At 38.6% G+C, this 24,129-nt stretch carries 13 protein-coding genes; 9 read left to right on the forward strand and 4 right to left on the reverse strand.

Annotated elements, in window-relative coordinates:
• Window positions 1-9: 9 nt before the first annotated feature.
• Complete coding sequence (locus tag B1NLA3E_RS03080; protein ID WP_015592401.1) at window positions 10-2,532, reverse strand: EAL domain-containing protein; 2,523 nt, start codon at window positions 2,530-2,532, stop codon at window positions 10-12.
• On the reverse strand, window positions 2,516-3,940 hold the full coding sequence (locus B1NLA3E_RS03085) for an ABC transporter substrate-binding protein (protein WP_015592402.1): 1,425 nt from the start codon (window positions 3,938-3,940) through the stop codon (window positions 2,516-2,518). The genes B1NLA3E_RS03080 and B1NLA3E_RS03085 overlap by 17 nt, the downstream gene beginning before the upstream one ends.
• 220 nt (window positions 3,941-4,160) lie before the next feature.
• Here B1NLA3E_RS03085 and B1NLA3E_RS03090 point away from each other — a divergent pair, with 220 nt between their 5' ends.
• The 9 genes from B1NLA3E_RS03090 (at window position 4,161) to B1NLA3E_RS03130 (ending at window position 21,615) form a co-directional block, all read left to right on the forward strand.
• A complete protein-coding gene (locus B1NLA3E_RS03090; RefSeq protein ID WP_041580253.1) occupies window positions 4,161-5,441 on the forward strand; it encodes an ArsB/NhaD family transporter in 1,281 nt (426 codons plus the stop codon).
• A 184-nt stretch (window positions 5,442-5,625) separates the two neighbouring features.
• Window positions 5,626-13,872, forward strand: coding sequence for a GH36-type glycosyl hydrolase domain-containing protein (locus tag B1NLA3E_RS03095; RefSeq protein WP_015592404.1), 8,247 nt, complete (start codon window positions 5,626-5,628; stop codon window positions 13,870-13,872).
• A 260-nt stretch (window positions 13,873-14,132) separates the two neighbouring features.
• Window positions 14,133-15,383 (forward strand): ATP-binding protein, encoded by a 1,251-nt coding sequence (locus B1NLA3E_RS03100; protein WP_015592405.1) that lies wholly within the window; start codon window positions 14,133-14,135, stop codon window positions 15,381-15,383.
• A 306-nt stretch (window positions 15,384-15,689) separates the two neighbouring features.
• Window positions 15,690-17,537 (forward strand): anaerobic ribonucleoside triphosphate reductase, encoded by a 1,848-nt coding sequence (locus B1NLA3E_RS03105; RefSeq protein WP_015592406.1) that lies wholly within the window; start codon window positions 15,690-15,692, stop codon window positions 17,535-17,537.
• Between the two features lie 87 nt (window positions 17,538-17,624).
• Window positions 17,625-18,113, forward strand: coding sequence for an anaerobic ribonucleoside-triphosphate reductase activating protein (gene nrdG / locus B1NLA3E_RS03110; protein WP_015592407.1), 489 nt, complete (start codon window positions 17,625-17,627; stop codon window positions 18,111-18,113).
• Between the two features lie 243 nt (window positions 18,114-18,356).
• A complete protein-coding gene (locus B1NLA3E_RS03115) occupies window positions 18,357-18,989 on the forward strand; it encodes a TetR/AcrR family transcriptional regulator (protein WP_328285161.1) in 633 nt (210 codons plus the stop codon).
• A 90-nt stretch (window positions 18,990-19,079) separates the two neighbouring features.
• A complete protein-coding gene (locus B1NLA3E_RS03120; RefSeq protein ID WP_015592409.1) occupies window positions 19,080-19,964 on the forward strand; it encodes an ABC transporter ATP-binding protein in 885 nt (294 codons plus the stop codon).
• A 6-nt stretch (window positions 19,965-19,970) separates the two neighbouring features.
• Window positions 19,971-20,768, forward strand: a complete 798-nt coding sequence (locus B1NLA3E_RS03125; RefSeq protein ID WP_015592410.1) for an ABC transporter permease subunit — start codon at window positions 19,971-19,973, stop codon at window positions 20,766-20,768.
• Window positions 20,769-20,814: 46 nt separating this feature from the next.
• A complete protein-coding gene (locus B1NLA3E_RS03130; protein ID WP_015592411.1) occupies window positions 20,815-21,615 on the forward strand; it encodes an ABC transporter permease subunit in 801 nt (266 codons plus the stop codon).
• A 114-nt stretch (window positions 21,616-21,729) separates the two neighbouring features.
• On the opposite strand, the gene B1NLA3E_RS03135 is transcribed toward B1NLA3E_RS03130, so the two are convergent.
• Together B1NLA3E_RS03135 and B1NLA3E_RS03140 are read right to left on the reverse strand one after the other, a co-directional pair.
• Window positions 21,730-22,698, reverse strand: coding sequence for a hypothetical protein (locus B1NLA3E_RS03135; protein ID WP_015592412.1), 969 nt, complete (start codon window positions 22,696-22,698; stop codon window positions 21,730-21,732).
• A gap of 138 nt (window positions 22,699-22,836) precedes the next feature.
• A complete protein-coding gene (locus tag B1NLA3E_RS03140; protein ID WP_015592413.1) occupies window positions 22,837-24,087 on the reverse strand; it encodes an MFS transporter in 1,251 nt (416 codons plus the stop codon).
• Window positions 24,088-24,129: the final 42 nt, after the last annotated feature.

Consider the following 24,129-nt stretch of genomic DNA (forward strand, 5'->3'; position numbering starts at 1 on the left):
TTGATAAACTCACATCGCTTTATTTTCTACTGCACGCCATTTGTTTGCTTCCTGTGTAATCGCTGAGTAATTACGTTCAAAATCTTCTGATGAAACTGGCTTACTAAAGTAGAAACCTTGAATTTCATCACAAGCTTGTTTTTGCAAAAGTAACACTTGTTCTTTTGTTTCTACTCCTTCAGCTGTAACAGCAAGATTCAAATTATGGCCCATATTGATAATGGTAGAAACAATAGCTTCATTACTAGGATTCACATTCATATCCTTAATAAATGATTGATCAATTTTAACACGATCGATTGGTAATTGACGTAGATAGCTAAGAGAGCTGTACCCGGTACCAAAGTCATCTACACTAATTCGAACACCTAAACTTTTGAGTTTCATTATTATTTCAAGCGATCTTTCGAAATCCATTGACATGCTTTCAGTAATTTCTAACTCTAAGAGCTCAGGCTTTATCCCGGAATCTTTGATTATTTTTTCTACAGTGCTAACAATTTTTGATTGTAATAATTGTCGGGTTGATAAATTAACTGAAACAGGAATTGGGGGAAACCCCTTTGAATGCCAAGTAACACATTGAATACAAGCTTCACGTAATACAAATTCTCCAATTGGGACGATTAGTCCCGTTTCCTCTGCTGATGGGATAAAGTTCCCTGGTGAAATAAGTCCTTTATCTGGGCTCTTCCAGCGAACCAGCGCTTCAAGACCAGCGATGGAGCCAGATTGCAAGCTAACTTTCGGCTGATAATAAACGACGAATTCATCTCTTTCCAAAGCCTTTCGAAGTTCATTTTCTAAAGTCAGCTGATCAAAAGACAGGTCATCTTTGCTTTGTGTATAAATAGCAAAACTTTTTTTGCCATGTTCTTTTACTCGGTACATCGCCCGATCGGCATTTTTAATTAAATGCTCAGCATCCAAACCGTCGTCCGGATAAAAAGCAACTCCGATGCTTGCCGAAATAGGAATTTCATATTCTTTTATGAAAAATGGTTCTTCCAAGCTATCAATTATTTTTTGTACCTTTGAGACTGCTTCTTCACGACTACTTATATTTGGCAAAAGAATAGAAAATTCATCTCCTCCAAACCGGGTAACTGTATCTTCATCAGAAAGACAACTTACCAGTTTACTTCCGATTTTTTGTAATAAGAGATCCCCGGTGGTATGACCCAATGTATCATTTACCACTTTAAATCGATCAAGATCTAGAAATACTACCGCTACTTGAGAGTTTGGGTGGTTCTTGGCATTTTTCATTGCCTCATTCAAACGAGTTTTAAACAATCGGTAATTTGGTAGATTGGTTAAGTAGTCGTGATAGGCTAAATTTTGTAATGATTCATAAGCTGTCATCCTGTCAAGGGCTAGTGCTATTTGATTGGTAAAGATAGAAAGTGTATCAACCATCTCATCTGAAAAATAATCAGGGATTTTGCTTGCAATACTTAAAGCCCCAATAGATTTATTTTTTGCAATGATTGGCAGAATTAAGAGAGAATGTAATCCTTTATTAAGGAGCTGTTCCCCATAATAAGATAAACGTATGTTATTTAAATTATTATGGATGACCGTTTGTTTATTACAGATTGCTTGATGTAAAGAGGTGTTGGCATTTTGCAAATCTTGAGAACGAATATTTCCATTTTGGTCCAACTCGAACATTTCTAAAGTATTATTTTTATTTAAAAAAGTTAAAGAAATTTGGTTTGTATGACTATGTTTTATGATGCTAACCAATATGCTTTTCATGACTTCTACTCTTTGAATATTATCCTTTATAACGGAGCTGGATATATTAGCCAACCCTTCAAGAATGTCCACCTTTTCGGATAAATCCTTAGTTGCCTTGTTAATTTCCTCGACTAATATTTCTTCGTGATGGTTTATAGTGTGAGCCATTTTATGAAATGCAAGAGCTAATTCCTGAATTTCAACAATTTTATCTTCTACTACATCAAAATGACGCTCCCCTTCTGCCATTTTCTTGGTTGCTGCTATTAACCTATTGATTGGGGAGGCTAATCTTTTGCTAATTAAATACGAAAAAATGAGAGATAGAAAGGAAATAATCAATGTTAGGATAGCTGTACTGACATAAAGGCTTTCTTGTTTTTGTTGTAATGTATCCGTTTTTAATGCAATTTCAACCTCGCCCACATTTTCTTGAAAATATTGAAGTGGGACTTTTTCAACAACAATATTTTCTTTATCAATCGTGGTTTCACCCTTTTGGTTGATTGTGGCACCACCCTTATCTTTCACGATAACGTAAGCAATGTTTGGTTCGGATAGTAATGAATAAGTAAGAGGACTAATATGCGAATAGTCCTCTTGAAGCATGTATAAGCCGATTGCAGAGTTTAAAGTATTAGCTGCGGTAATCCCTTCATTTCTTAAAAGGGTTTCAAGGTGTGTTGATTCTTGCCAAAGGTTTAGACCGCTAAATGTGAAAATTCCAATAAGTACAAGGCTATTGAAGGCAAACCAGAAGCGGAAGGCTAGTCTATTGTGCCACTTCATGATATCGGACCTCCTCAAGGAGAGTTAGCCATTGTTGATAATTTTCTGCTTGTTGAGTTCGGCCATAACGTTCAGTAATTTTGTCCCATTCAACTGTTGAATCCTGTAGTGCCTTTTCCGGTGATAAATTATGGATGAGAGCGGAATAAATATTCTTATCAAGCACTTGCATATACTCCCAACCACCTGGAATCATCAAATCTGCATTTGGATTACTCAAGCTTGATTTTACTGTGTTTAAAAAATCCTTGTTAAGCTGCTTTGACGGGAATGCACCTATCCCACCTGTTGAAAAATGACTGAGCCGAAAAGGGTCATTAATGGTTTCTTTAGATGCTATTGCCTGCTTACTAACATCTTTTGAGGTAATATATGAAATGATTTCCCAAGCTTTATCAGGCTTTGTCGATTTCTTGGATATTCCTAATACTCGGCCAATCCAAACTCCACCGCGGGGATTCTTTGGATTATCAGCTGGGACTAGGGTCCAACCAACTTTATTTTCAACCTTGGATTTCCATATTTTCTTATCGTAAGAAAAGCGTGAAGTGTCACTCCACTGAACGACCATGGCAACGTTTCCATGAAGGAATGAATTATTTAGATCAATCCAATCATACATAGAATTTGGTGGAGTCGCACCACTATCATTGAGGTTGATTAAATCTTGGAGAGCTTTAATTCCTTGCTGATTTTGGATTAGTGGGTTCATATTTTTATCAAAATATTGTCCACCCATAGATAAATATCGTTCGGCAAACCAAATGTATCTTTTAGCATCACCGCCAAAAATTGCGGTTCCATATAGATCAACTTTACCGTCGTTATTAGTATCTTTTGTAAGAAAGTGAGCGATTTGGTCATACTCCTCCCAAGTATTAGGTGGGGTTAAATTATGACCATATATTTTTCGGTAATCGTCATTATACTTTTTAAAAAGGTCTTTCCGATAAAATAACAAATGGGTGTCACCATCATAAACCATCCCATAATCATGGCTACCATACTTCATATAAAGATTGCGATAAACGGGAATTATGTCATCCATATCTTTTGTATTTTGAATGTATGAATCTAATGGAAGTAACATATCTCTTTCAGCATATTCAGGTATCTTTCCAGGGAATATCATATAAATATCGTAAGTTTCTTTGCTAGCAAATAAGAAATCTTCGAGATTATCGTTGAGTCTATTAGGATAGTGATATTCCAACTGGACACCGAACTTTCTCTCAATGTTTTTTTCTTCCTTTTTAAATAAAACCAATGCCTGTTCTGAATCAGCAATAATAGATATCGTGGGCAGTTTAATTTTTGAGGTAGTACCTTTATTATTTTTGGGCTCTGAATAACATCCTGTCAGCATGATCATGAGCACGAAAAGCCAAAGCATTAACTTCGGTTTCATAGGAATACCCCCATTATTGTATAGGTATATTATACCAATCTAATGTTGTTTAGCGACGGGTTCACAAAATTGTTAAACAAATAATAAGATTAAAAAAACTCGGAAAAAGGAAGGTTGGTATATATAATAAAAATAGTTTACTGTGAAATGTAAATTTAATTGCATATCATCTATACTAATAAAAGGTAGACAAACAATTATTTTGAAAAAGGTGAAACAAATGGAAAATCAAGCAATACTTGCTTTAGGAATCTTTATTATTTCATACGCTATTATTATTTCAGAAAAAATTCATCGCACGATTATCGCGATGCTTGGTGGGATACTCGTTGTAATGTTTGGGGTTCTCGATCAGGAAACAGCCATCCACCATATTGATTTTAATACTATCGGGTTATTGATTGGTATGATGATCATTGTCTCGATTACAGCGGAGACAGGTGTTTTTAAATATATTGCAATCTGGCTAACGAAAAGAGTCCATGGAAACCCTATTTCCATCCTAGTAGTTTTAAGTTTATTTACGGCTGCTGCTTCAGCTCTTCTTGATAATGTCACCACTGTATTGCTTGTCGTTCCAGTGACAATTAGTATTACGAAACAATTAAAATTAAACCCGATGCCATATTTAATCTTGCTTATTCTATCATCGAATATCGGTGGTACAGCGACGATGATCGGTGACCCCCCGAATATTATGATTGGAAGTGCGGTAAAGGAGCTAACGTTTCTGTCATTTATTGATAATTTAGCTTCGATTTGTATAATCATATTGTTGATAACAATAGTGATTTTCGTGTTGATTTACCGAAAATCCCTCCATACTACTGAAGAATTGAAGAGAGAACTATTAAAGAAGAATGAAAACGATGAACTGACAAATCTAAAGCTATTAAGAAAATGTTTGTTCATTATTTTCTTTACTATTGGTGGCTTTTTCCTTCATCAGTACATTCATATTGAAACAGCTACTATTGCCCTATTAGGGGGATTTCTGTTATTATTGCTCGCTGGGAAAAATCATCTCGATCGTGCATTAGAAAAAATAGAATGGACAACCTTATTCTTTTTTATCGGTCTGTTTGTCATGGTTGGTGGGCTTGTTGAAACGGGTTTGATCGCATCATTAGCCGAGAAGGCGATGTCATTGACAGGGGGAGAACTGAAATCAACTGCCATCCTCGTTTTATGGATGAGTGCAATCATTTCGGCATTTGTAGATAATATCCCGTTTGTAGCCACGATGATTCCAATGATTCAAGAAATGGGAAAGATGGGAATAACCAATTTAGAACCGCTTTGGTGGGCATTATCGTTAGGGGCTTGCCTTGGCGGAAACGGGACTTTGATTGGGGCAAGCGCTAATCTCGTAGTGGCAGGTCTAGCCGCAGCAGAGGGCTACCACATTTCCTTCTATAGGTATATAAAAATAGGCTTTCCGTTAATGCTCATTTCTATTTTAATATCAACAGTATATATATTTTTGCGTTACTTAATGTAAATTAATTTAGGGTAAAATAATGACTCATATCGTGCTGTTTAAAGCCTTTCCTACGTTTAGGAAAGGTTTTTATTTTGTCTTTTATGCATAATTTCCTACCAGAATGGGAAACTTTATTCAGTATAAATAATTACGGCGAATCAGAATCAAAATTTGCTGCTAAAAGCTATTTCTGGGGGAGAATATGATGATATTGAATAAAGAACAGCTCAGAGAAGAGGCTCATAAATCAGCATTGAGTCACGACCCTTTCATAAGCCGAAAGCCCTCGGCACGTTTTTGGCGGGTAAATGAATCAGATCACGAGAATTTGCGAAACCTTGTTAAAGATTTGCGAGAAACTCGTTCTTCCTGCTCACAACCAGCTGAAGAATGGCTTTTAGATAATGCAGAGTTTTTAGAAGAGCAAGTCCTCGTCATTAAACACGATTTATCCAAAAGGTTAGTAAACTCTTTACCCCACCTCAGTAAAACGGGTGAGTCAAGAGTTTTTTCTATCTGTACGGATTATCTTCAATATACTGATGGGAACTTGGATAAGGATTCGTTTATTTCATATTTCCAGGCTTATCAAGAAGTTTCTGTTTTGACCATTGCTGAAGCATGGACGATTCCTCTTATCCTGAGGGTAGCATTAATTCGTCGTTTGGCTGGAATCGTAGATTCTATAAGGGAACGTCGTGATGTCTGTATGTTAGTAGAGAAGTTACTGTCCAATCTCGAAGCATCAGAGATTACTCCTGAGAAGCTTAAGGAGGTGTTGGAGAGCGCAGGGCAAGAAATGCCTCTCTCCGGACCGATGATCGTTCATCTGGTGCAACACCTTAGGGAAAGAGCTGATTACTCAGCGACTGTTGGAGAATGGCTAATCTGCAAACTGGAGAACGGACCAGAGAGCTTAGATCATATATTGTCTTATGAATATCAGCTTCAAGCAGCCTTCCAAGTGACAACTGGGAATATTATTACAAGCATACGAAAACTATCTCGTTGGGATTGGCAAGAATCGTTCGAGCAAATCAGTATGGTCGAGCAAACCTTAAGTAAGGAACACACAGGGTTCTACTCCAAATTGGATTTTTCAAGTCGCAATACACTTAGAAAAAGAGTAGAACAGCTAGCTCGTCGAGTGAACCTTCCTGAAAACCTTGTTGCAACCCAGGCGGTAGAACTTGCGGAAAAATATGAAAGGGATCGTTCTAGTGAAAAGGTTAAAGTTGAAGATCTTTTGCGACAAGAATTCGTTGCTTATTATCTGCTGGATCCTAATGGTATCAAACAATTAAGGCAGGCACTGAAGATGTGCGGTAAGCCAAGGGCTCTTCCAGAAACGGGTTTGTTAAAACGCCCGACTGGGACGTACTTTAATATGATTGGGATTATTTTCGCCATTTTCTTGGTCGTGTTATCTATTTTTATCGGGCGGAATCAATTATTCACACCAGTTGACTGGGTGATTACGTTATTTGTTATTTCTCTTCCAGCTATTGAATGGGCGGTGACGGGTGCACACTGGTTTATTGAACGACTCATAACTCCAGTTCCGTTACTTCGATTCGATTTTTCCAAAGGAATTCCAGCAGAAGCGGAAACTGTAGTTGTTATTCCTGTTATTTGGTCTTCCGTTGAAGAAGTGGAAGAGTTGACAGATCGGCTTGAATTGCATTATTTAGCGAACAGAGATCCCAATATTCACTTTGCTTTATTAGGTGACTTTAAGGATGCGGATACCGAGATTATTAGGCAGGATGAGGTCATTTTAGAGGCTGTAAATAGGGGGATTAATCGGTTACGCCGTACATACCCAGAAACAACCTTTCACCTATTTCAGCGAAAAAGACTTTGGAATCAATCCGAAGGTGCTTGGATGGGATGGGAAAGAAAACGCGGGAAATTAGTAGAATTTGTGGAGCTACTGAAAGGAAGCAAGAAAACCAGTTTTTCTTTTTTTGATGGAGATGTGTCATTTCTGCAACGGGTTCGTTATATTATCACCCTAGATGCTGATACACAGTTGCCGCTTGAAAGCGCCCAAAGAATGATTGGAACTTTGCACTTACCTTATAATCGGCCGAGAATAAACAAAACAAAGACAAGAGTAATTGAAGGTTATGGCGTCCTTCAGCCTAGGGTTGGTATGAGTCACGAAGCAGCGATGAAGTCTCGCTTCGCAAGTCTTTGGTCATCAGATCCTGGTATTGACCCTTATGCTTTTGCAGTATCCGATCCCTATCAAGATGGGCTTGAGCAAGGGATTTTTACCGGAAAGGGAATATTTGATGTAGATGCATTTTTTCAAGTGCTGTGTGAGCGGATTCCTGAAAACCGGGTATTAAGCCATGATTTACTTGAAGGTGGTTTTTTGCGTGCTGGCTTACTTTCAGATATCGAATTAATTGATAATCATCCTGCTAGGTTCAATGCCTATCAGATGAGGCAGCATCGTTGGGTTCGGGGAGATTGGCAATTGTTACTTTGGCTTTTGCCGAAATCGTTCAACAGAAAAGGAGAGCTACGACCAGTTGATTTATCCATATTAACTCGTTGGCAGATTGTTGATAACATGCGACGTAGTTTGCTTTCTCCGATCCTATATATCATTCTTTTGCTGGCTGTCACCATCCTTCCTGGGCCAACTCTTCGTTGGATTGGCTTAGTGTTAGTCACGTGGTTTTTACCTGTACTCCGCCAATTGTTGACCGTTCATACTGTTTTTAGGCAACCTCGGAGTATTCTATTTACAACAGGTCAAGTTTTAGTTTCATTCATCACGGTGCCCTATCAAATTGTCCTTATACTTGATGGGATTAGTAGAACGTTGTATCGTCTATTTTTCTCGAAACGCCGTCTCTTAGAATGGGTCACCTCAGTGGAGGAGGACCGCAAAAGTAATAAAAATGAAGCCCCTACTTTGCAAGGATTGTACGGAGGATATTTCCTGATCATTTTATTCTTTATAGCGACATTCTTAAATGGAAATATTTCAGTGCAATTGATTGGATTTATCCTAAGTGCTATTTGGGCAAGCGCTCCCTTTGTGATTCGCTGGCTTGATCAACCTGTAAACCAGGAGCGGGTTTCTTTTTCAAGCAAAGAAACGGAAGAGCTGCGAAACTTATCACATCAGATCTGGTCTTTTTATGAAGAATTTGTTACTAAAGAGGAGAACTGGCTTCCACCTGATAATGTCCAAATGGAGCCAGCAAATGGGGTGGCCCATCGAACATCGCCAACTAACATCGGCCTGTATTTGACCTGTACGTTAGCGGCGAGGGATTTTGAATTTATTGATACTCCTGGGCTAATTAATAGGTTGGAACGAACAATGGAAACACTGGAGCGGATGGATAAATGGGAAGGCCATCTTTATAACTGGTACGACACGGTGACCTTGAACCCTTTATTCCCTAGGTATGTTTCTACAGTCGATTCAGGTAATTTAATTGGTTGCCTTATTACTGTAAAAGAGGGCTTAGCGGAATGGCTTGAATCTTATGATGATAAAGAAAATCCGATTAATCATGATCACCAAGCAGAATCTTTGAAGATAGCTTTTTCGGAAGAAATAACGCCTATGGCTTCAAGTAGATTGACTGGGAAGAGTGTGTTGGTGAATTGGAGAGACCGAGGCAGTCAACTTCTGGAACGTCTAGAAAAATTAATTCAAGGAACAGACTTTAGGCCTTTATATGACCATCAAGCAAAACTATTTTCATTAGGGTATCATGCTGATCGGTGTGAACGGGATGATGTACTGTACGATTTAATGGCGTCGGAAGCCAGGATTGCCAGCTTTATAGCAATTGCACTTGGACAGGTATCAGTTTCGCACTGGCAGGTACTAGGAAGAACGATGGCAAAAGTAGGGAAACGACCTGTTTTGCTGTCCTGGTCTGGGACAATGTTTGAATATTTAATGCCTTGGCTATTCATGCGAACTTATCGAAACACTTTGTTGGAAAATACCTATGTTGCAGTTGTTGATCGCCAAATTGAATATGCCCGCCAAAGGGAAGTCCCCTTTGGGATTTCCGAGTCTGGTTATTACGCATTTGATTATCAAATGAATTATCAATACCGAGCTTTCGGGGTTCCTGGTCTCGGATTTAAACGAGGTCTGGAACAAGATTTGGTTGTTGCTCCGTATGCCACTATAATGGCATTACCATTTGCCAAGGAAGAATCTCTTGCCTCTTTGAAAAAAATAGAAAAGTTAAATGGCCGTGGAAAGTATGGCTTTTATGAGGCGATGGATTTCACTTCTGAACGGCTTCCAAAAGGAAAACAGCTGGAAGTGATTCGTAGTTTTATGGCACATCACCAGGGAATGAGTTTGCTTACCCTAGCTAATGTATTGCTTCCAAAAACGATGTATGAAAGATTTCATCGCAACAAACAAATACGTTCTGCGGAGCTACTTTTGCAAGAACGAATTCCAAAAACGCCGAAGTTTATCAAACATCCAGCGTTGAATCGCGTGCATGAGCCATATACTAAAATAGTACCGGATGTCACGGATACAAGAAAAATTATTTCACCTAACACAACGGTCCCTGAGGTAAGTGTTCTTTCAAATGGGGCATTCACGACAGTTGTAACGAACACTGGAAGTGGCTTTAGCCAATATAATGGATTAGAAGTCTCTAGGTGGCGGGAAGACCCTGTAATGGACCCGTGGGGTAGCTATATTTATATTCGAGACCTCTCCAAGAATAAGCTTTGGTCCCCTTCATACCAACCTTGCCGAGTTGAATCTCCCGAACAGTTGGTACAATTTGGATTGGACCGGACTACGTTTCTTCGAGTCGATGAAGATGTAAAGACAAGCATGGAAATATGTGTGTCATCAGAATGGAATGCGGAAGTGCGTAGAATTACTCTAACGAATACAGGTCCAGAGCAAAAGGTTTTAGAGGTCACAACGTTTATTGAGCTTGCTTTGGCAAATCCAATAGCTGATGTGGCACACACTGCTTTTAGTAAACTTTTCATTCGCACTGCCTATGATGCCCAATCAGGGTGTCTTGTAGCTGGTCGTAGACCTCGCGAGGCGAAGGATCATACATTGTGGTCGGCACATTCGCTTATGGTAGACGGTGAAGCACTAGGATCAGTGGAATTTGAAACAGACAGATCAAGCTTTATCGGACGAGGTTATCGACTCTCTGAACCTCAAGGAATTTATTCTCGTCTACGTGGGAAGGTAGGTTCGGTGGCAGACCCAGCATTTGTAATGAGGCGGCGAATTTGTATTGAACCCGGTAAGCAAATGCAATTATTCGCCGTAACTTCTGTAAGTGATACGAAAGAAGGAGCTATTGAGATTATCGGAAAATTTGCTCCCGATCAGTCAATTGAAAGGGCATTTCAGATGGCTTGGAATCGTGGTCAAATTGAACTTAGACATTTGCATTTGAATAACTGGGAAGCGATCAACTTTCAAAAATTAGCAGGTTATGTATTGTATACCCCTCCGCTACGGAAGGAACGTAGAACCGCAATATTGACTAATTCAAAAGGTCAGTCAGGACTTTGGAGCCATGGGGTGTCAGGAGATCGACCAATTGTGCTAGTGCACATTGAAGATCAAAGTCATATGCCGTTTGTTGTCAAGATGTTAACTGGACATGAATACCTACGGCGCCTAGGTCTGTTATTCGATCTTGTTCTCCTTAACGGGTCTGAGGAAGGTTATCAGCAACATTTACAGGAAGCACTAAGGCGGGCAGCTGAACAGGGCATTGATCGCTTTGGTGCAGAAATGTCAGGTGTATATGTGATTGCCGCTAATCAATTGCCAGAGGAGGATAAGGTCTTGTTGATGACGGTTGCTCGGGTTGAGCTCCGTGCAGGCGGGGCAAGTTTCTCCTCACAATTGCGAATGCCTCGAGAAAAAGGACAAGAAGCCGTACCATTGCCTGAAAAATTAAATCTGGGTTTACCTTCTGATGATCAACAGGGTCATTTAGAACAGACAATGGTGGATGAAACCAAAGATTGGCTATTTTTCAACGGTTGGGGCGGATTTTCACCTGATGGTAAAGAGTATCGGATTATCATCAAAAACGGTAATCATTTGCCTGCACCGTGGATTAACGTTCTCGCCAATCCCAACTTCGGCTGTCTTATTTCAGAAATGGGAACAGGGTACACTTGGTGGCGAAATAGCCGCGAATGCAAGCTGACCCCTTGGTCAAACGATCCAGTGTTGGATCCATCCACGGAAACGGCTTACCTTCGAGATGAAGAGAGTGGTGAAGTGTGGTCAGTTGCCCCATCTGCCGTCCATTCGCAAGAGCCATACAAAATAACGCATGGCAGAGGATTCTCGCGATTTGACCACGAAAGAAATGGCATCAAACATGAAATGCTGGTATATGTTCCACTTGAAGATCCTGTGAAGATTATCAGATTAAAGCTGCAAAATAAGTCACCTGTTCAACGAACAATCTCTTTGACCTATTACGCTGAATGGGTGTTGGGTGTACAGCGTCAAGCAAATGCGCCTTATATTGTAACGGAATGGCTAGAGTCAGAACGGGTCATGACAGCGCGTAATTCATATCAAGAGACATTTCGAGATGCCACTGCATTCTTGGGGATATATCCTCAAGGGGAACCTAAGGAGGATTCTGATTATTTATCAGACATATCGTGGACATCGGACAGGGATGAATTTATCGGGCGAAATGGTAGCATGGAACGTCCTGCGGCAATGGACCGTGTTGGATTATCGCGTCGAACTGGAACTAATTACGATTCCTGTGGTGCGATTCAAAGTAAACTCACGCTTATGCCAGAGGAAGAAAAAGTCGTCTATATTTTGTTAGGTTGCGAAGGTTCGAATGATGCTGTATTGAATTTAGTCAAGAAATATAGACAATCCTCTGTTTGTGAGCAAGCTTTGCAAGAGGTAGGTGAGTTTTGGAGTCACCATTTGGATCAGATTCAGGTTTCAACTCCGTCCCAAGAAACAAATATTCTCTTGAACGGTTGGTTGTTGTATCAGTCCTTAGCTTGTCGAATCTGGGCTAGGACTGCTTTTTATCAAGCTGGAGGAGCTTTTGGATTCCGCGATCAATTGCAGGATTCCCTGTCGCTTTTGCACACGATGCCTGAAAAAACAAGAGAGCAGATTATTCTCCATGCGTCCCATCAATATTTAGAAGGGGACGTCCAGCATTGGTGGCATGAAGAGACTGAACGAGGAATACGAACGACATTTTCCGATGATTTATTGTGGTTGCCATATGCTGTTTCTCGATACATAGAGCATACAGGTGATCGGACAATTTTGGATGAAGTGGCACCTTTTCTCCATAGCGAACCACTTGGTGAGGGTGAACATGAACGATATGAAGAAACAAAACAAGCTTCTGAAACTGGAACAGTGTATGAACATTGTTTATGGGCAATCGATCGGGCTCTCGGTCGGATTGGCGAGCACGGATTACCGCTCATTGGAGTCGGAGATTGGAACGATGGTATGAATCTCGTTGGTGTTAAAGGGCGGGGGGAAAGTGTTTGGTTAGGCTGGTTTATTTGCGACGTGTTGAACCGGTTTGCAGAGCTTTGTAAAAAGAGCGGAGATCAGGAAAGAGTAGAAGAATTTACGAAAAATCGCGAGAAATTAACCGACTCTCTCAATGAGCATGGCTGGGATGGCCAGTGGTACCGTCGGGCTTTTACAGACGGAGGAAACTGGCTGGGCTCGATTCAAAATCAGGAGTGCCGAATTGATGCTATCGCCCAATCATGGTCCGTCATCTCAGGTGCCGCTCCAAAAGAGCGTGCCATTCAAGCGATGAATTCGTTCGATCGCGAGTTAGTTGAGAGAGATCTTTCCGTCATTCGACTATTAACGCCACCGTTTGATGAAACAGATCCAAGTCCAGGGTATATCCAAGGATATCCACCAGGACTCCGTGAAAATGGAGCGCAATATACTCATGGTGTTATTTGGAGTATTATCGCCTGGTGCCAGCTTGGTCAAGGGGACAAAGCGTTGGAAATGTTCTGCATGCTCAACCCAATGACGCATACTCGAACGGATCGTGAAGTGATGAAGTATACCGGTGAACCGTACGTGCTTGCTGCAGATGTGTATACAGCAGAGCCTAAGCAAGGACATGCAGGATGGACATGGTATACTGGCGCTTCGGGCTGGTTATATCAAGCGGGGATTGAGTGGATTCTCGGCATTAGGCGGCGGGAAAACCAGCTACATATCGATCCGCGGATTCCAAATGATTGGCCAGGATTTTCAGTCACCTATCGCTTCGGTAAAACAAGTTATTTGATTAATGTAATAAATGGAGGGAATGGTGAAAGGAACCTAACAATGGACGGAGAGCAACTCCCTATTTCAGATGGGTCATTTGTAGAGTTGCAGGATGATGGAAAAGAACATGTGGTTGAATTGAAGCTTTAGCATGAGTAGAAAGCGCTTATATTATAAATCGTCATGATCCACATAGTTGGTTTATGGCGATTTTTTTATACTTTTGTCAACTAAAATTGAATGGATGGGAAGTCGAAAATAACTAATGAAAGGTTATTATTAAATTCGTGGTATTTGAAATTTTTAGAAAATAACGAGAATAGTATCCGCTTTTATAATATAATATTTTAAGAGAAGTTAAATGTTCTAATGATTCTATTTCTCCACTACTATTTTGGGGGATTATTTGTATGGTAATTGATTATGAGGTTGTTATATATCAAGTTCTAATCGTACTTTTCCCTATTTTTGTTTATTATTTGTTTTTTAATGAAAAAAACCGGGAACACCGAAAGCTAAACTGGAAATTGACTATCATGTTATTGATCATCATAGTTCTGACGATGTCTTACCCAATCAAATTTTCTGAGGGATATATATATGATTTTAGAATCATTCCCTTTATTATTTCTTTTGTTTATGGTGGAACGATTCCGGGTTTAATTAACGTGTTAATCCTGTTAACCTATCGATTTATTATAGGTGGGAATGGGTTTTATGTTGTTTTGATCAATTATTCTATTTCAAGTATTATTCTAATTTTTTTAGCAAAAAAAATTGAATCATACCAAAAAAAGGGGAAACTTTGGTTTGTCAGTTTAATATTTTGGGCTAACACGTTTATTGTGATGCTCACTCTTTTTAAAACGAATCAAATACAGCAAATTCGCTTTATGTTTATTTTTTATAGTATTACTTGGATTTGCCTGATGATGGTTGTGTTTGTCATCGAAAATGTCAATCAACAAATTGAAATTCGTAAGAAATTACATAGGGATGAAAAATTTAATATAATCAGTCAACTAGCAGCCTCCGTTGCTCATGAGGTGAGGAACCCTTTGACATCAGTTCGAGGTTTTTTACAACTATTGATCGATGACGAAAATTTGAAAAGCACACAGAAAAATTATATCGAAATTGCTTTAAGTGAGCTGGATCATGCACAATCAATCATCAATGATTACTTGTCGTTAGCGAAACCAAATACTGAGGAACTGACTTCTATAAATATCTCAGATGAGGTTAAGAAGACCATTGCACTCATGACATCTTATTCCAATATACAGAACATCACGATCAAGACTAATATTCAAGATTCACTACACATAAAAGGAAATAGTAACGAAATGAAGCAGGTTTTAGTCAATATTATCAAGAATGGGATAGAAGCAATGGATGCTGGAGGGGTTCTTTCAGTGGATACAATTGAAAAGAATGGGATAGTCTCTATTGAAATTATGGATAGTGGAAAAGGAATGACAAAAAGCCAACTTAATAAATTGGGAACACCGTTTTATACCACCAAGGAAAAAGGAACTGGGGTAGGTCTAACGATTTCCTTCCAACTCATCCAAGCAATGAAGGGCAAAATAAAGGTCAAAAGTGAACCCGGAAAAGGCACAACATTCACCATCCAATTTCCAAGCATCAACAAAAATTGAAAGCACCTAACCTCAGCACATTAATGCGTTAATATACTTAATAGTGCCTGACCCCCGACGCATTAATGCGTTAACATGGAGGGGGTCAGGCACTTTTTTTGGAATAATGTCCATGAATCTTCCAGATGATGACCAGTCATGTTATTTTACCTTTGGAAAAAATCAATAATTTTATAAAATAATTTTGGATTAATTTCCAAAATGTCACAAAAACTAAATGAATTTTTCACATTTAAACACCATATGTTGTGATAATATTATTTTCGTAGTACTAAATATAGGGTTTTTACCAAAAGGGGAAAAACTATGAAATCAAAGCTTTATGAAGAGTTTAAAGAGATTGTAAACAGTAGTAACAAAGATTTAGTTCAGGAAAATGCTAACGTAGATGGCTTGTCACCGATGGGGATGATGTTGTTGTTTGCTTCAGCGTCTGCCAAATCATATGTAGTAGACAATCTACTTTCTGAAGATGTCAAACAAGCCTATTTGGACGGATATATGCATATCCATGATTTGGATTTTTACGCCAGTGGTACGACAACTTGCAGCCAAATCCCTTTAGCAAAAGTCCTAAAGGGTGGGTTTAATACCGGGCATGGACATATGAGAGAACCGAAGAGCATTACAAGTGCTTTAGCTTTAACAAGTATTATTTTTCAGTCAAATCAAAACAACCAACATGGTGGGCAATCAATCCCTACTTTAGATTACGATTTAGCGCCATATGTTCGGATGACGTTTGAAAAAAAGAAAAAGATGATTCAAGAGTTAATGGTTGGAGAAATGGAAGAGGAAATCATCGAGGAAAAAGCGTGGGAATTAACTGATCAAGAGGTATTCCAATCGTGTGAGGCATTTATACATAATAGTAATTCGATGCATAGCCGTGGTGGGGGACAAGTACCATTCATTTCGGTAAACTTAGGAACTGATACTTCAAGAGAAGGCAGAATGGTTACCAAAAATCTCCTTCTAGCGACGCAAGGTGGATTAGGTGGGGGAGAAACTCCGATTTTCCCAATCATTGTGTTCAAAGTGAAAAACGGGGTGAACTTCCATGAAGGCGACCCGAACTATGATCTTTATCGACTATCCTTAGAAACAACATCAAAACGGTTATTCCCGAACTATGTGTTCCTGGATGCACCGTTTAATTTGAAATATTATGATGGCACGCCACAGTCAGAGATTGCAACAATGGGATGCAGAACGCGTACCATTTCTAACGTCCATGGCAAAGAAACTCCAGTAGGTAGAGGAAATCTTTCTTTTTCAACGATTAACCTGCCGTTACTGGCCATTGAGTCTGATGGAGTGATGGATTTCTTCGGGAAGCTTGACCATTATATTGATTTAACCAATAAACAATTATACGAACGCTATCTCTATCAAGCACAAAAAACGGCTTCTCATTTCAAGTTCCTTTATGGACAAGGAATATGGTGGAACGGTGAGATGCTTAATCCCTATCAGAAGCTTGATGAAATTCTTAAGCAAGGGACCCTTTCTGTCGGCTTTGTTGGTTTGGCAGAAGCTTTAGTTCAGCTTACCGGCAAACACCACGGTGAAAGTGAAGAAGCGGCTCAATTGGGCTATGACATTATTAAATACATGCGTGGAAAAATGGATTCCGCCACTGAGGAATACGATTTAAATTACACCTTATTGGCTACTCCAGCTGAATCATTCGCAGGTAAGGCATTAAAGAAGGCAAAGGCCAAGCATGGAGTGATACCGGGTGTAACCGACCGCGAATATTTCACAAATAGTTTCCATGTTCCTGTCTATTACAAAATTAAAGCAGTAGACAAAATTAGGATTGAAGCTCCATACCATGAACTAACCAATGCAGGACACATAACCTACATTGAGCTTGACGGGGACGCAAGCAAAAATATCGATGCATTAGATACAATTGTCAAGGCAATGCAAAAATATGGCGTGGGCTATGGAAGTATCAATCATCCGGTTGATCGTTGCTTAGATTGCAATCATAAAGGAATCATCGAGAATGAATGTCCAAAATGTGGGAATCATGAAGAGTCTAAGATCGAGCGGATTCGTCGCATCACAGGTTATTTGGTTGGAAGTTTGGATAAATGGAATAGCAGTAAACGCAGTGAAGAACGAGATAGAGTTCATCACCATTAACAAAAAAGTGTTGGTCGTTTTAGGCCAACACTTTTTCCAACTAAATATGGGGTTGATCTTTTTTTGAAAATAAAGAGGTGATTTCGGTTGAAAGTGATGAACATTATTCATGATAGTATTGTTGATGGTGAAGGGTTTCGAAGTGTCGTCTTTTTTGCGGGATGTCCTCATCACTGCACTGGTTGTCACAATCCTCAATCATGGAAAATGGAGAATGGCACTGACATGACAAAGGAAGAGATTTTTTCGGAGATAATCCAAAATGAACTGACTCAGGTTACATTAAGCGGGGGGGAACCCTTTCTTCAAAGTGATGAAGTGGCACCGTTAGCTGCAACTTTAAAACATGAGGGGAAAAATATTTGGTGTTATACAGGCTATAGGTTTGAAACCTTGCTTACCGACCCAAGCCACCTGAAATTGTTGACCCAAGTCGATGTCCTAGTTGACGGGCAATTTGAGTTAGCTAAGCGGGATTTAGGTCTTTTATATAAAGGTAGTAGTAACCAACGGATTATTGACGTGAAGAAAAGTCTATTTGAAGGACAAACGTTATTGTACGAAAATAAAGTGTAACTGAAAGGTTAAACCAGAGAATGTTAATGAACAGCATTATTAATGCAACATAGACCAATTAAAATAAGCGGCACCAAAAAAGCGCATCCTATTACTAAAATGGATGGGCTTTTTTCGTTGTTTAGTTTACGGAAAAAATAATATTATTAGCCTATTGACCAACCTAGTCAACGGAACTATAATCAAATTGACCAAAGGGGTCAAATGATAAATAAGAGTTGGCAAATAAGTTTTTCGATGGAGGTGAATCTGTTGTTTTCTAAATTTCTAAATCTAAATCCAGAAAAGCAAGATCGAATCTTAAATGCTGCTTTAAAAGAATTTGCGCAAAAAGGTTATCAAAATGCTTCTACTAATGAGATTGTAAAAGAAGCAGGAATCTCTAAAGGATTATTGTTCCACTATTTTAATAATAAAAAGGATTTGTACTTATTTCTATATAACCATTTTATGGGGATTGTAATGGGGGAGATTCTCGCAAAAGTGGATTGGAGCGAAAAAGACATTTTTAATAGGTACAGACAGATTGCAATACTCAAATTCGATTTATTCCAAAAGTACCCTGAAGTGTTTAATTTTATTAAAAGTATATACACAGAGAACGCTCCTGATGTAAAGAAAGAAATTGACCAAAAGAACAAAGAATTATTGAATTATGGTTATAAAGATTTGTTTGGGGATATAGACCTTTCAAAATTTAAAGAGGGACTGGATATTGAAAAAACAGTCAATATTATTTTTTGGGCAATGGAAGGATTTGCTTACCGTCAGCAAGATAAAGCGTTAGCTAGTAATTTGGATCAAACCTATTTAGAGGAAGTAATGGAAGAAATGGATGGGTATTGTGAAATCCTCAGAACAGCTTTTTATAAATAGTACTAAGAAAATTTGATCTAATTTTGTAGACTGCAGGTTCTAAAAAATCTGCTTAATCATACATGTTCGATTGAAAAGGGAGGTTCTACCATGAATGTAATTGAAATTAAAAATCTTACCAAAATGTATGGAAAATCAAGAGGGATTACGGACATTAGTTTTAATGTAGAAGAGGGAGAGATATTTGGCTTTATAGGCCCAAACGGTTCCGGTAAATCGACAACGATCCGTACACTGTTGTCACTAATATACCCAACCAGCGGCAGTGCCACAATTTTTGGGAAAGACTGCGTTCAGTTTGCTCCTGAAATTAAGAAGCAAATCGGCTATTTACCTTCAGAAGTTTTTTATTATGACAACATGAAGGTGATGGACCTATTAAAATATTCAGCAAGCTTCTATAAAAAAGATTGCACAAAGAGAATCAAAGAATTAGCAGAAATTATGAATCTTGATTTAACGAAAAAAATAGATGATTTATCACTTGGAAATAAAAAGAAGGTTGGGATTGTTCAGGGGCTTCTTCATGAACCGAAGCTGATTATTCTTGATGAACCAACCAGTGGACTAGATCCATTAATGCAACAAAAATTCTTTGAATTGCTTGAAATAGAGAATAAAAAGGGAGCCACGATTTTATTTTCCTCTCATATTTTAAGCGAGGTTCAAAGATTATGTAATCGTGTTGCGATCATAAAAGAAGGTAAAATCGTAACGGTTGAAAAGATTAGTACTTTAAAAGAAAACAACTATAAAAAGTTCAAAATAGATACGCATGCGACGCTCGATAAAGATTACTTTAATTTGGATGGCGTGACAAAGCTAGAGAAGAAAGATAACATAATTAGCTTCTTATTTAGAGGAAACATTAACGGTGTATTGAAAAAGATTGCTGAAATCGATATTACCAACCTTTGGATTGAAGAGCCTGACCTAGAGGAGATCTTTATGCATTACTATGAAAAGGAGGATTAAGTAGCGATGAACATATTTTTGCATGAATTGAAGGCGAACCGGAAGTCAATAATTATTTGGTCGGTATCCTTAGCATTGATTGTTATTTTTTTCTTGTCGATTTATCCATCTTTTGCAAAGGATGCGGATGCATTTTCCAAAATGTTGTCAGGTTATCCTGAGGCAATCAGAAATGCATTAGGTATGCACCTTGGCAGTTTCTTTACCATTTTAGGTTTTTACTGCTTCCCGTTAACTTTTATTACGCTTATGGGAGCGATTCAGGCGATGAATCTCGGCACGGCGATTGTCAGCAAGGAAGTCAGAGAGAAAACAGCGGATTTTCTGTTAACCAAACCAGTTACCAGGACAACGGTGTTAACAGCGAAGTTGCTTGCAGCAACGGTTTCAATCATCATCACGAACATCGTGTATATAGCTGCCGGGATCTTGATGGCGAACCAAGTTAAAACGGATGACTTTAGCATGAAATTATTTATCTTGCTTTCGCTGACGATGTTTTTTATTCAACTGATTTTTCTAGCTCTAGGAATTATTATTTCTGTTATTGTTCCAAAAATTAAATCCGTGTTGTCTGTGTCGCTCAGCACTGTGTTTGTCTTCTATTTTCTTGGTATGCTCAGCGATTCATCGGGTGAGGATGCGAAACGATATATTACGCCGTTTAAATATTTTGACACCGCCTATATTTTAAAGCATTCGAGTTATGAATCATCCTTTTTAATTGTAGGTGCGGTCATTATTATTTTAGCCATAGTGGGGAGTTATTTTGTTTATACCAAAAAGGATATCCATGCGGTTTAAGGATGTTTGCATTGTATAGCTTTGAGCAAATTGGAGGTGTTTATTCTTGAATATTTTTATAAAAGAACTGAAATCTTATCGAAAATCGCTGATTATTTGGAGCGTTGGGATCTTTTTTATGGCGATATCTGGGATGGCTAAATATGAAGCCTATTCTTCTTCGGGTCAATCGATCAATGACATTGTTGCAGATATGCCTAAATCGATGAAGGCTGTATTAGGCTTCTCTGATGTCGATCTATCTACACTAAGCGGATATTATTCGATGCTGTTTATTTATATTTTATTAATGGCGCTGGTTCATGCCGTAATGCTGGGTGCGGGTATTATTGCGAAAGAGGAGCGCGACAAAACATCTGAATTCTTATTCGTCAAGCCTGTTTCCAGAACAACCGTTATTACAGCAAAGTTAATAGCGGCATTCACGAATGTTGTGATCTTTAATCTGGTGTCATTGGTGTCGCTGGTGGTCGTGATGGGGAAATACAACAAACACCATGAGGCGGTTAATGGTGATGTTGCCCTTACAATGGTGGCAATGTTCGTTTTGCAGCTTTTGTTTTTGGCGATTGGAAGTGCGCTTGCTGCTGTGAAAAAAAATCCAAAGTCGGCAGCATCATTTGGTGCCGGGGTCATGATGCTTACCTATATTTTATCGATCGCGATTGATTTAAATGATAACCTTGAAGTCTTAAAATATCTGACACCGTTTAAGTATTTTGAAGCAAAAGAGGTTATGTTCGGTGATGGATTGGATGTTGTATTTATCCTATTGTCAGTAGGGCTGAGTGCCATACTCATTTTTGTGACCTACACATTTTTCAAAAAAAGAGATTTAAATGCATAAACCCTAAAAGTCTCAGCATAAAGTTGTGATGGTTTAACACGTTAAACTACTATTGGGTGCCTGACCCCCAGCGCGGTACTGCGTTACCGCACCGGGGGTCAGGCACCATTTTTATTATTTTCTATCAAGGATTAGATCGATTTGCTGGGGACTTGTAATTTTGTCAATATTTTCGATTAGTAATGATGGTTTTTCAGGGAGGAATACGTCCTTAATCTTAATATCCTGACTTTTTAACGTTTGGGCTAATTGATATAAACTTTTTGAATCCCTTGGTCCTTCTAGCGTGAGATCGTACCCTCCGAAACATTCACCGTTCTTAATGTTGTCTTCATTACAAAAAATTGTTTCTTTTACCATTCCTACATTGAGTCCATATTTATAACTGTATCCTATTTCTTTAATGTCTTTTTCCATTGATTGAAATAAAGCTTTGTCACGTTGGAACAACGCTTTATTAACAAAATATGCATCTTTATTGAGTTGTTGAGTTAAGATCTTAGAATCCGTTATTGAGTTAATGCCGTTTACAACAATCTTATTCTGGCTATTTTTATGATGAATGATGATTGAACTAATCGTTTCAGTACGGAGCGAGTCTTCTTTAAAGCGGTTCACGATTTGAACAAATTCCAGTAACCGTTCAAGTGAGTTTTGATCACGTGAGCTAACTTCTTGATTTGTAACGACACTTACATCAAGTCCATTTGCGGAAGCAGAAAATTTTATTTGATCATAACCAAATCGTTTAATTTTTTGCGTATTCTCCTTGAAAAATTGTTGGCTATATTCGTAAGCCTTTTTCTGTTCTGGATAATCATCACCTTGGATTTTAGGATTTATAACACCCGAAAGGTAAACATGAAATTCAATTTTTGGTTGGCTATTTTTTATGACCTGGAAAATTCGGTCTCCCATATTTCCTTCATTTTTACCTTCACGATATGTAATAGCAACGTTAAATTTATATTTTTCTTTAACATAATCTTTTACTTGTTGATCAATGTCTTTTTGCGAGTTACACGAGGTTAATAAAGTGAAACTTAGCAAGATAAAAACTAATGGAATCAATCCTTTTTTCATGGGGTTCTCCTCACCTGATGATCAGACTTCTAACATCAAGATAATTTTATTCTAATTACTTATTAAAATCAAAAAAAGGGGAACCCAAAATCATATTTGGGCTCCTCTTTTAATATATCTCAAGTTTACTAAGTTTTTTTAAATGCTTTCTGGTTCTGGTACCCGGGATAGAATGATTAGTCCTAAAACAAATAGGATAGCCAAGCTGAATACACCGCTGCTTGTACTACCGGTAAGTTGTGCTGTTGCCCCAACTAAAAGAGGTCCCAAAATGGCAGCAAATCTTCCGAAAATGGTGTAGAATCCGAAAAATTCGTTTGCATTTTGTTTTGGTACGAGCTTGGCAAAATATGCACGACTTAATGCTTGAATCCCACCTTGGGAAGAGGCGACAAGCATGGCTAAAATCCAAAAGTCTAAGGTCGTTTTTAGAAAATAAGCATAAATACATACAATAATATAGACGGTAATGCCAACATATAGCATCTTTTTCCCAGTAAAGCTCTTGGCAAGTCTACCATATAATATCGCAAACGGTGCTGCGACAACCTGTGTAGCAAATAGAATAATCAGCAGATTGGTAGAATTGATTCCAAGGTCTGTTCCATAAGCCGTTGACATGGTAATAATCGTATCGACGCCGTCAATATATAAGAAGTATGCAAGCAAGAATAAAAATAGTGCTCGATATTTCCGAATTTCTTTTAACGTTTTACCTAGACGTTTAAAGCTGTTAACAATTGGGTTGGGCTCACGTTCAATATAGTAGCGCTGATAGACATTTTTGAACATCGGGATGGCAAATAATCCCCACCAAATAGCGGTAATTATGAAAGAAATCTGACTTGCCGTTGTCGTGGAAATTGGTATCGTCTTGTTTTGAGCTAACATAATAATCGCAATGCTAATAATGAACGGAATCGTACTTCCAATATACCCTAGGCCAAATCCGCGGGCGGAAACGCGATCCATCCGGTCCTCGGTTGTTACGTCAACGAGGAAGGCATCATAGAAAATATTTGATCCTGAAGACCCAATCACAGCAACTGTATAAAAAATTAATAATAGCAGCCATCGATCACTTGGAATAACAGCAAGGAGTGCAGTAAAAGCAACACCTAACCCAAAGAAGAAAGTGAAAAATCGCTTCTTATATCCTTGATAATCAGCGATGGTACCCAAAATAGGTGAGAGTACTGCTAATAAAAAAGTAGCAAACGAAATGGTGTAACCTAAATAGGCTGTAGAGTTTGCTGCACTAACTCCTGCACTTGTAGCAGACGCTTTATAGAACAATGGAAACACAGCTGTCGAAATAATAATGGAATAAGCAGAGGTTGCCCAATCATAGAACATCCAGCTGTTCTCTTCTTTTGAAAAACCCTTCATAAGCCTTGCCCCCTAGTAAACTATTTTTTCATGATAAAAGAA

It is taken from the genome of Bacillus sp. 1NLA3E, from assembly GCF_000242895.2.
Taxonomy (GTDB): Bacteria; Bacillota; Bacilli; order Bacillales; family Cytobacillaceae; genus Bacillus_BU.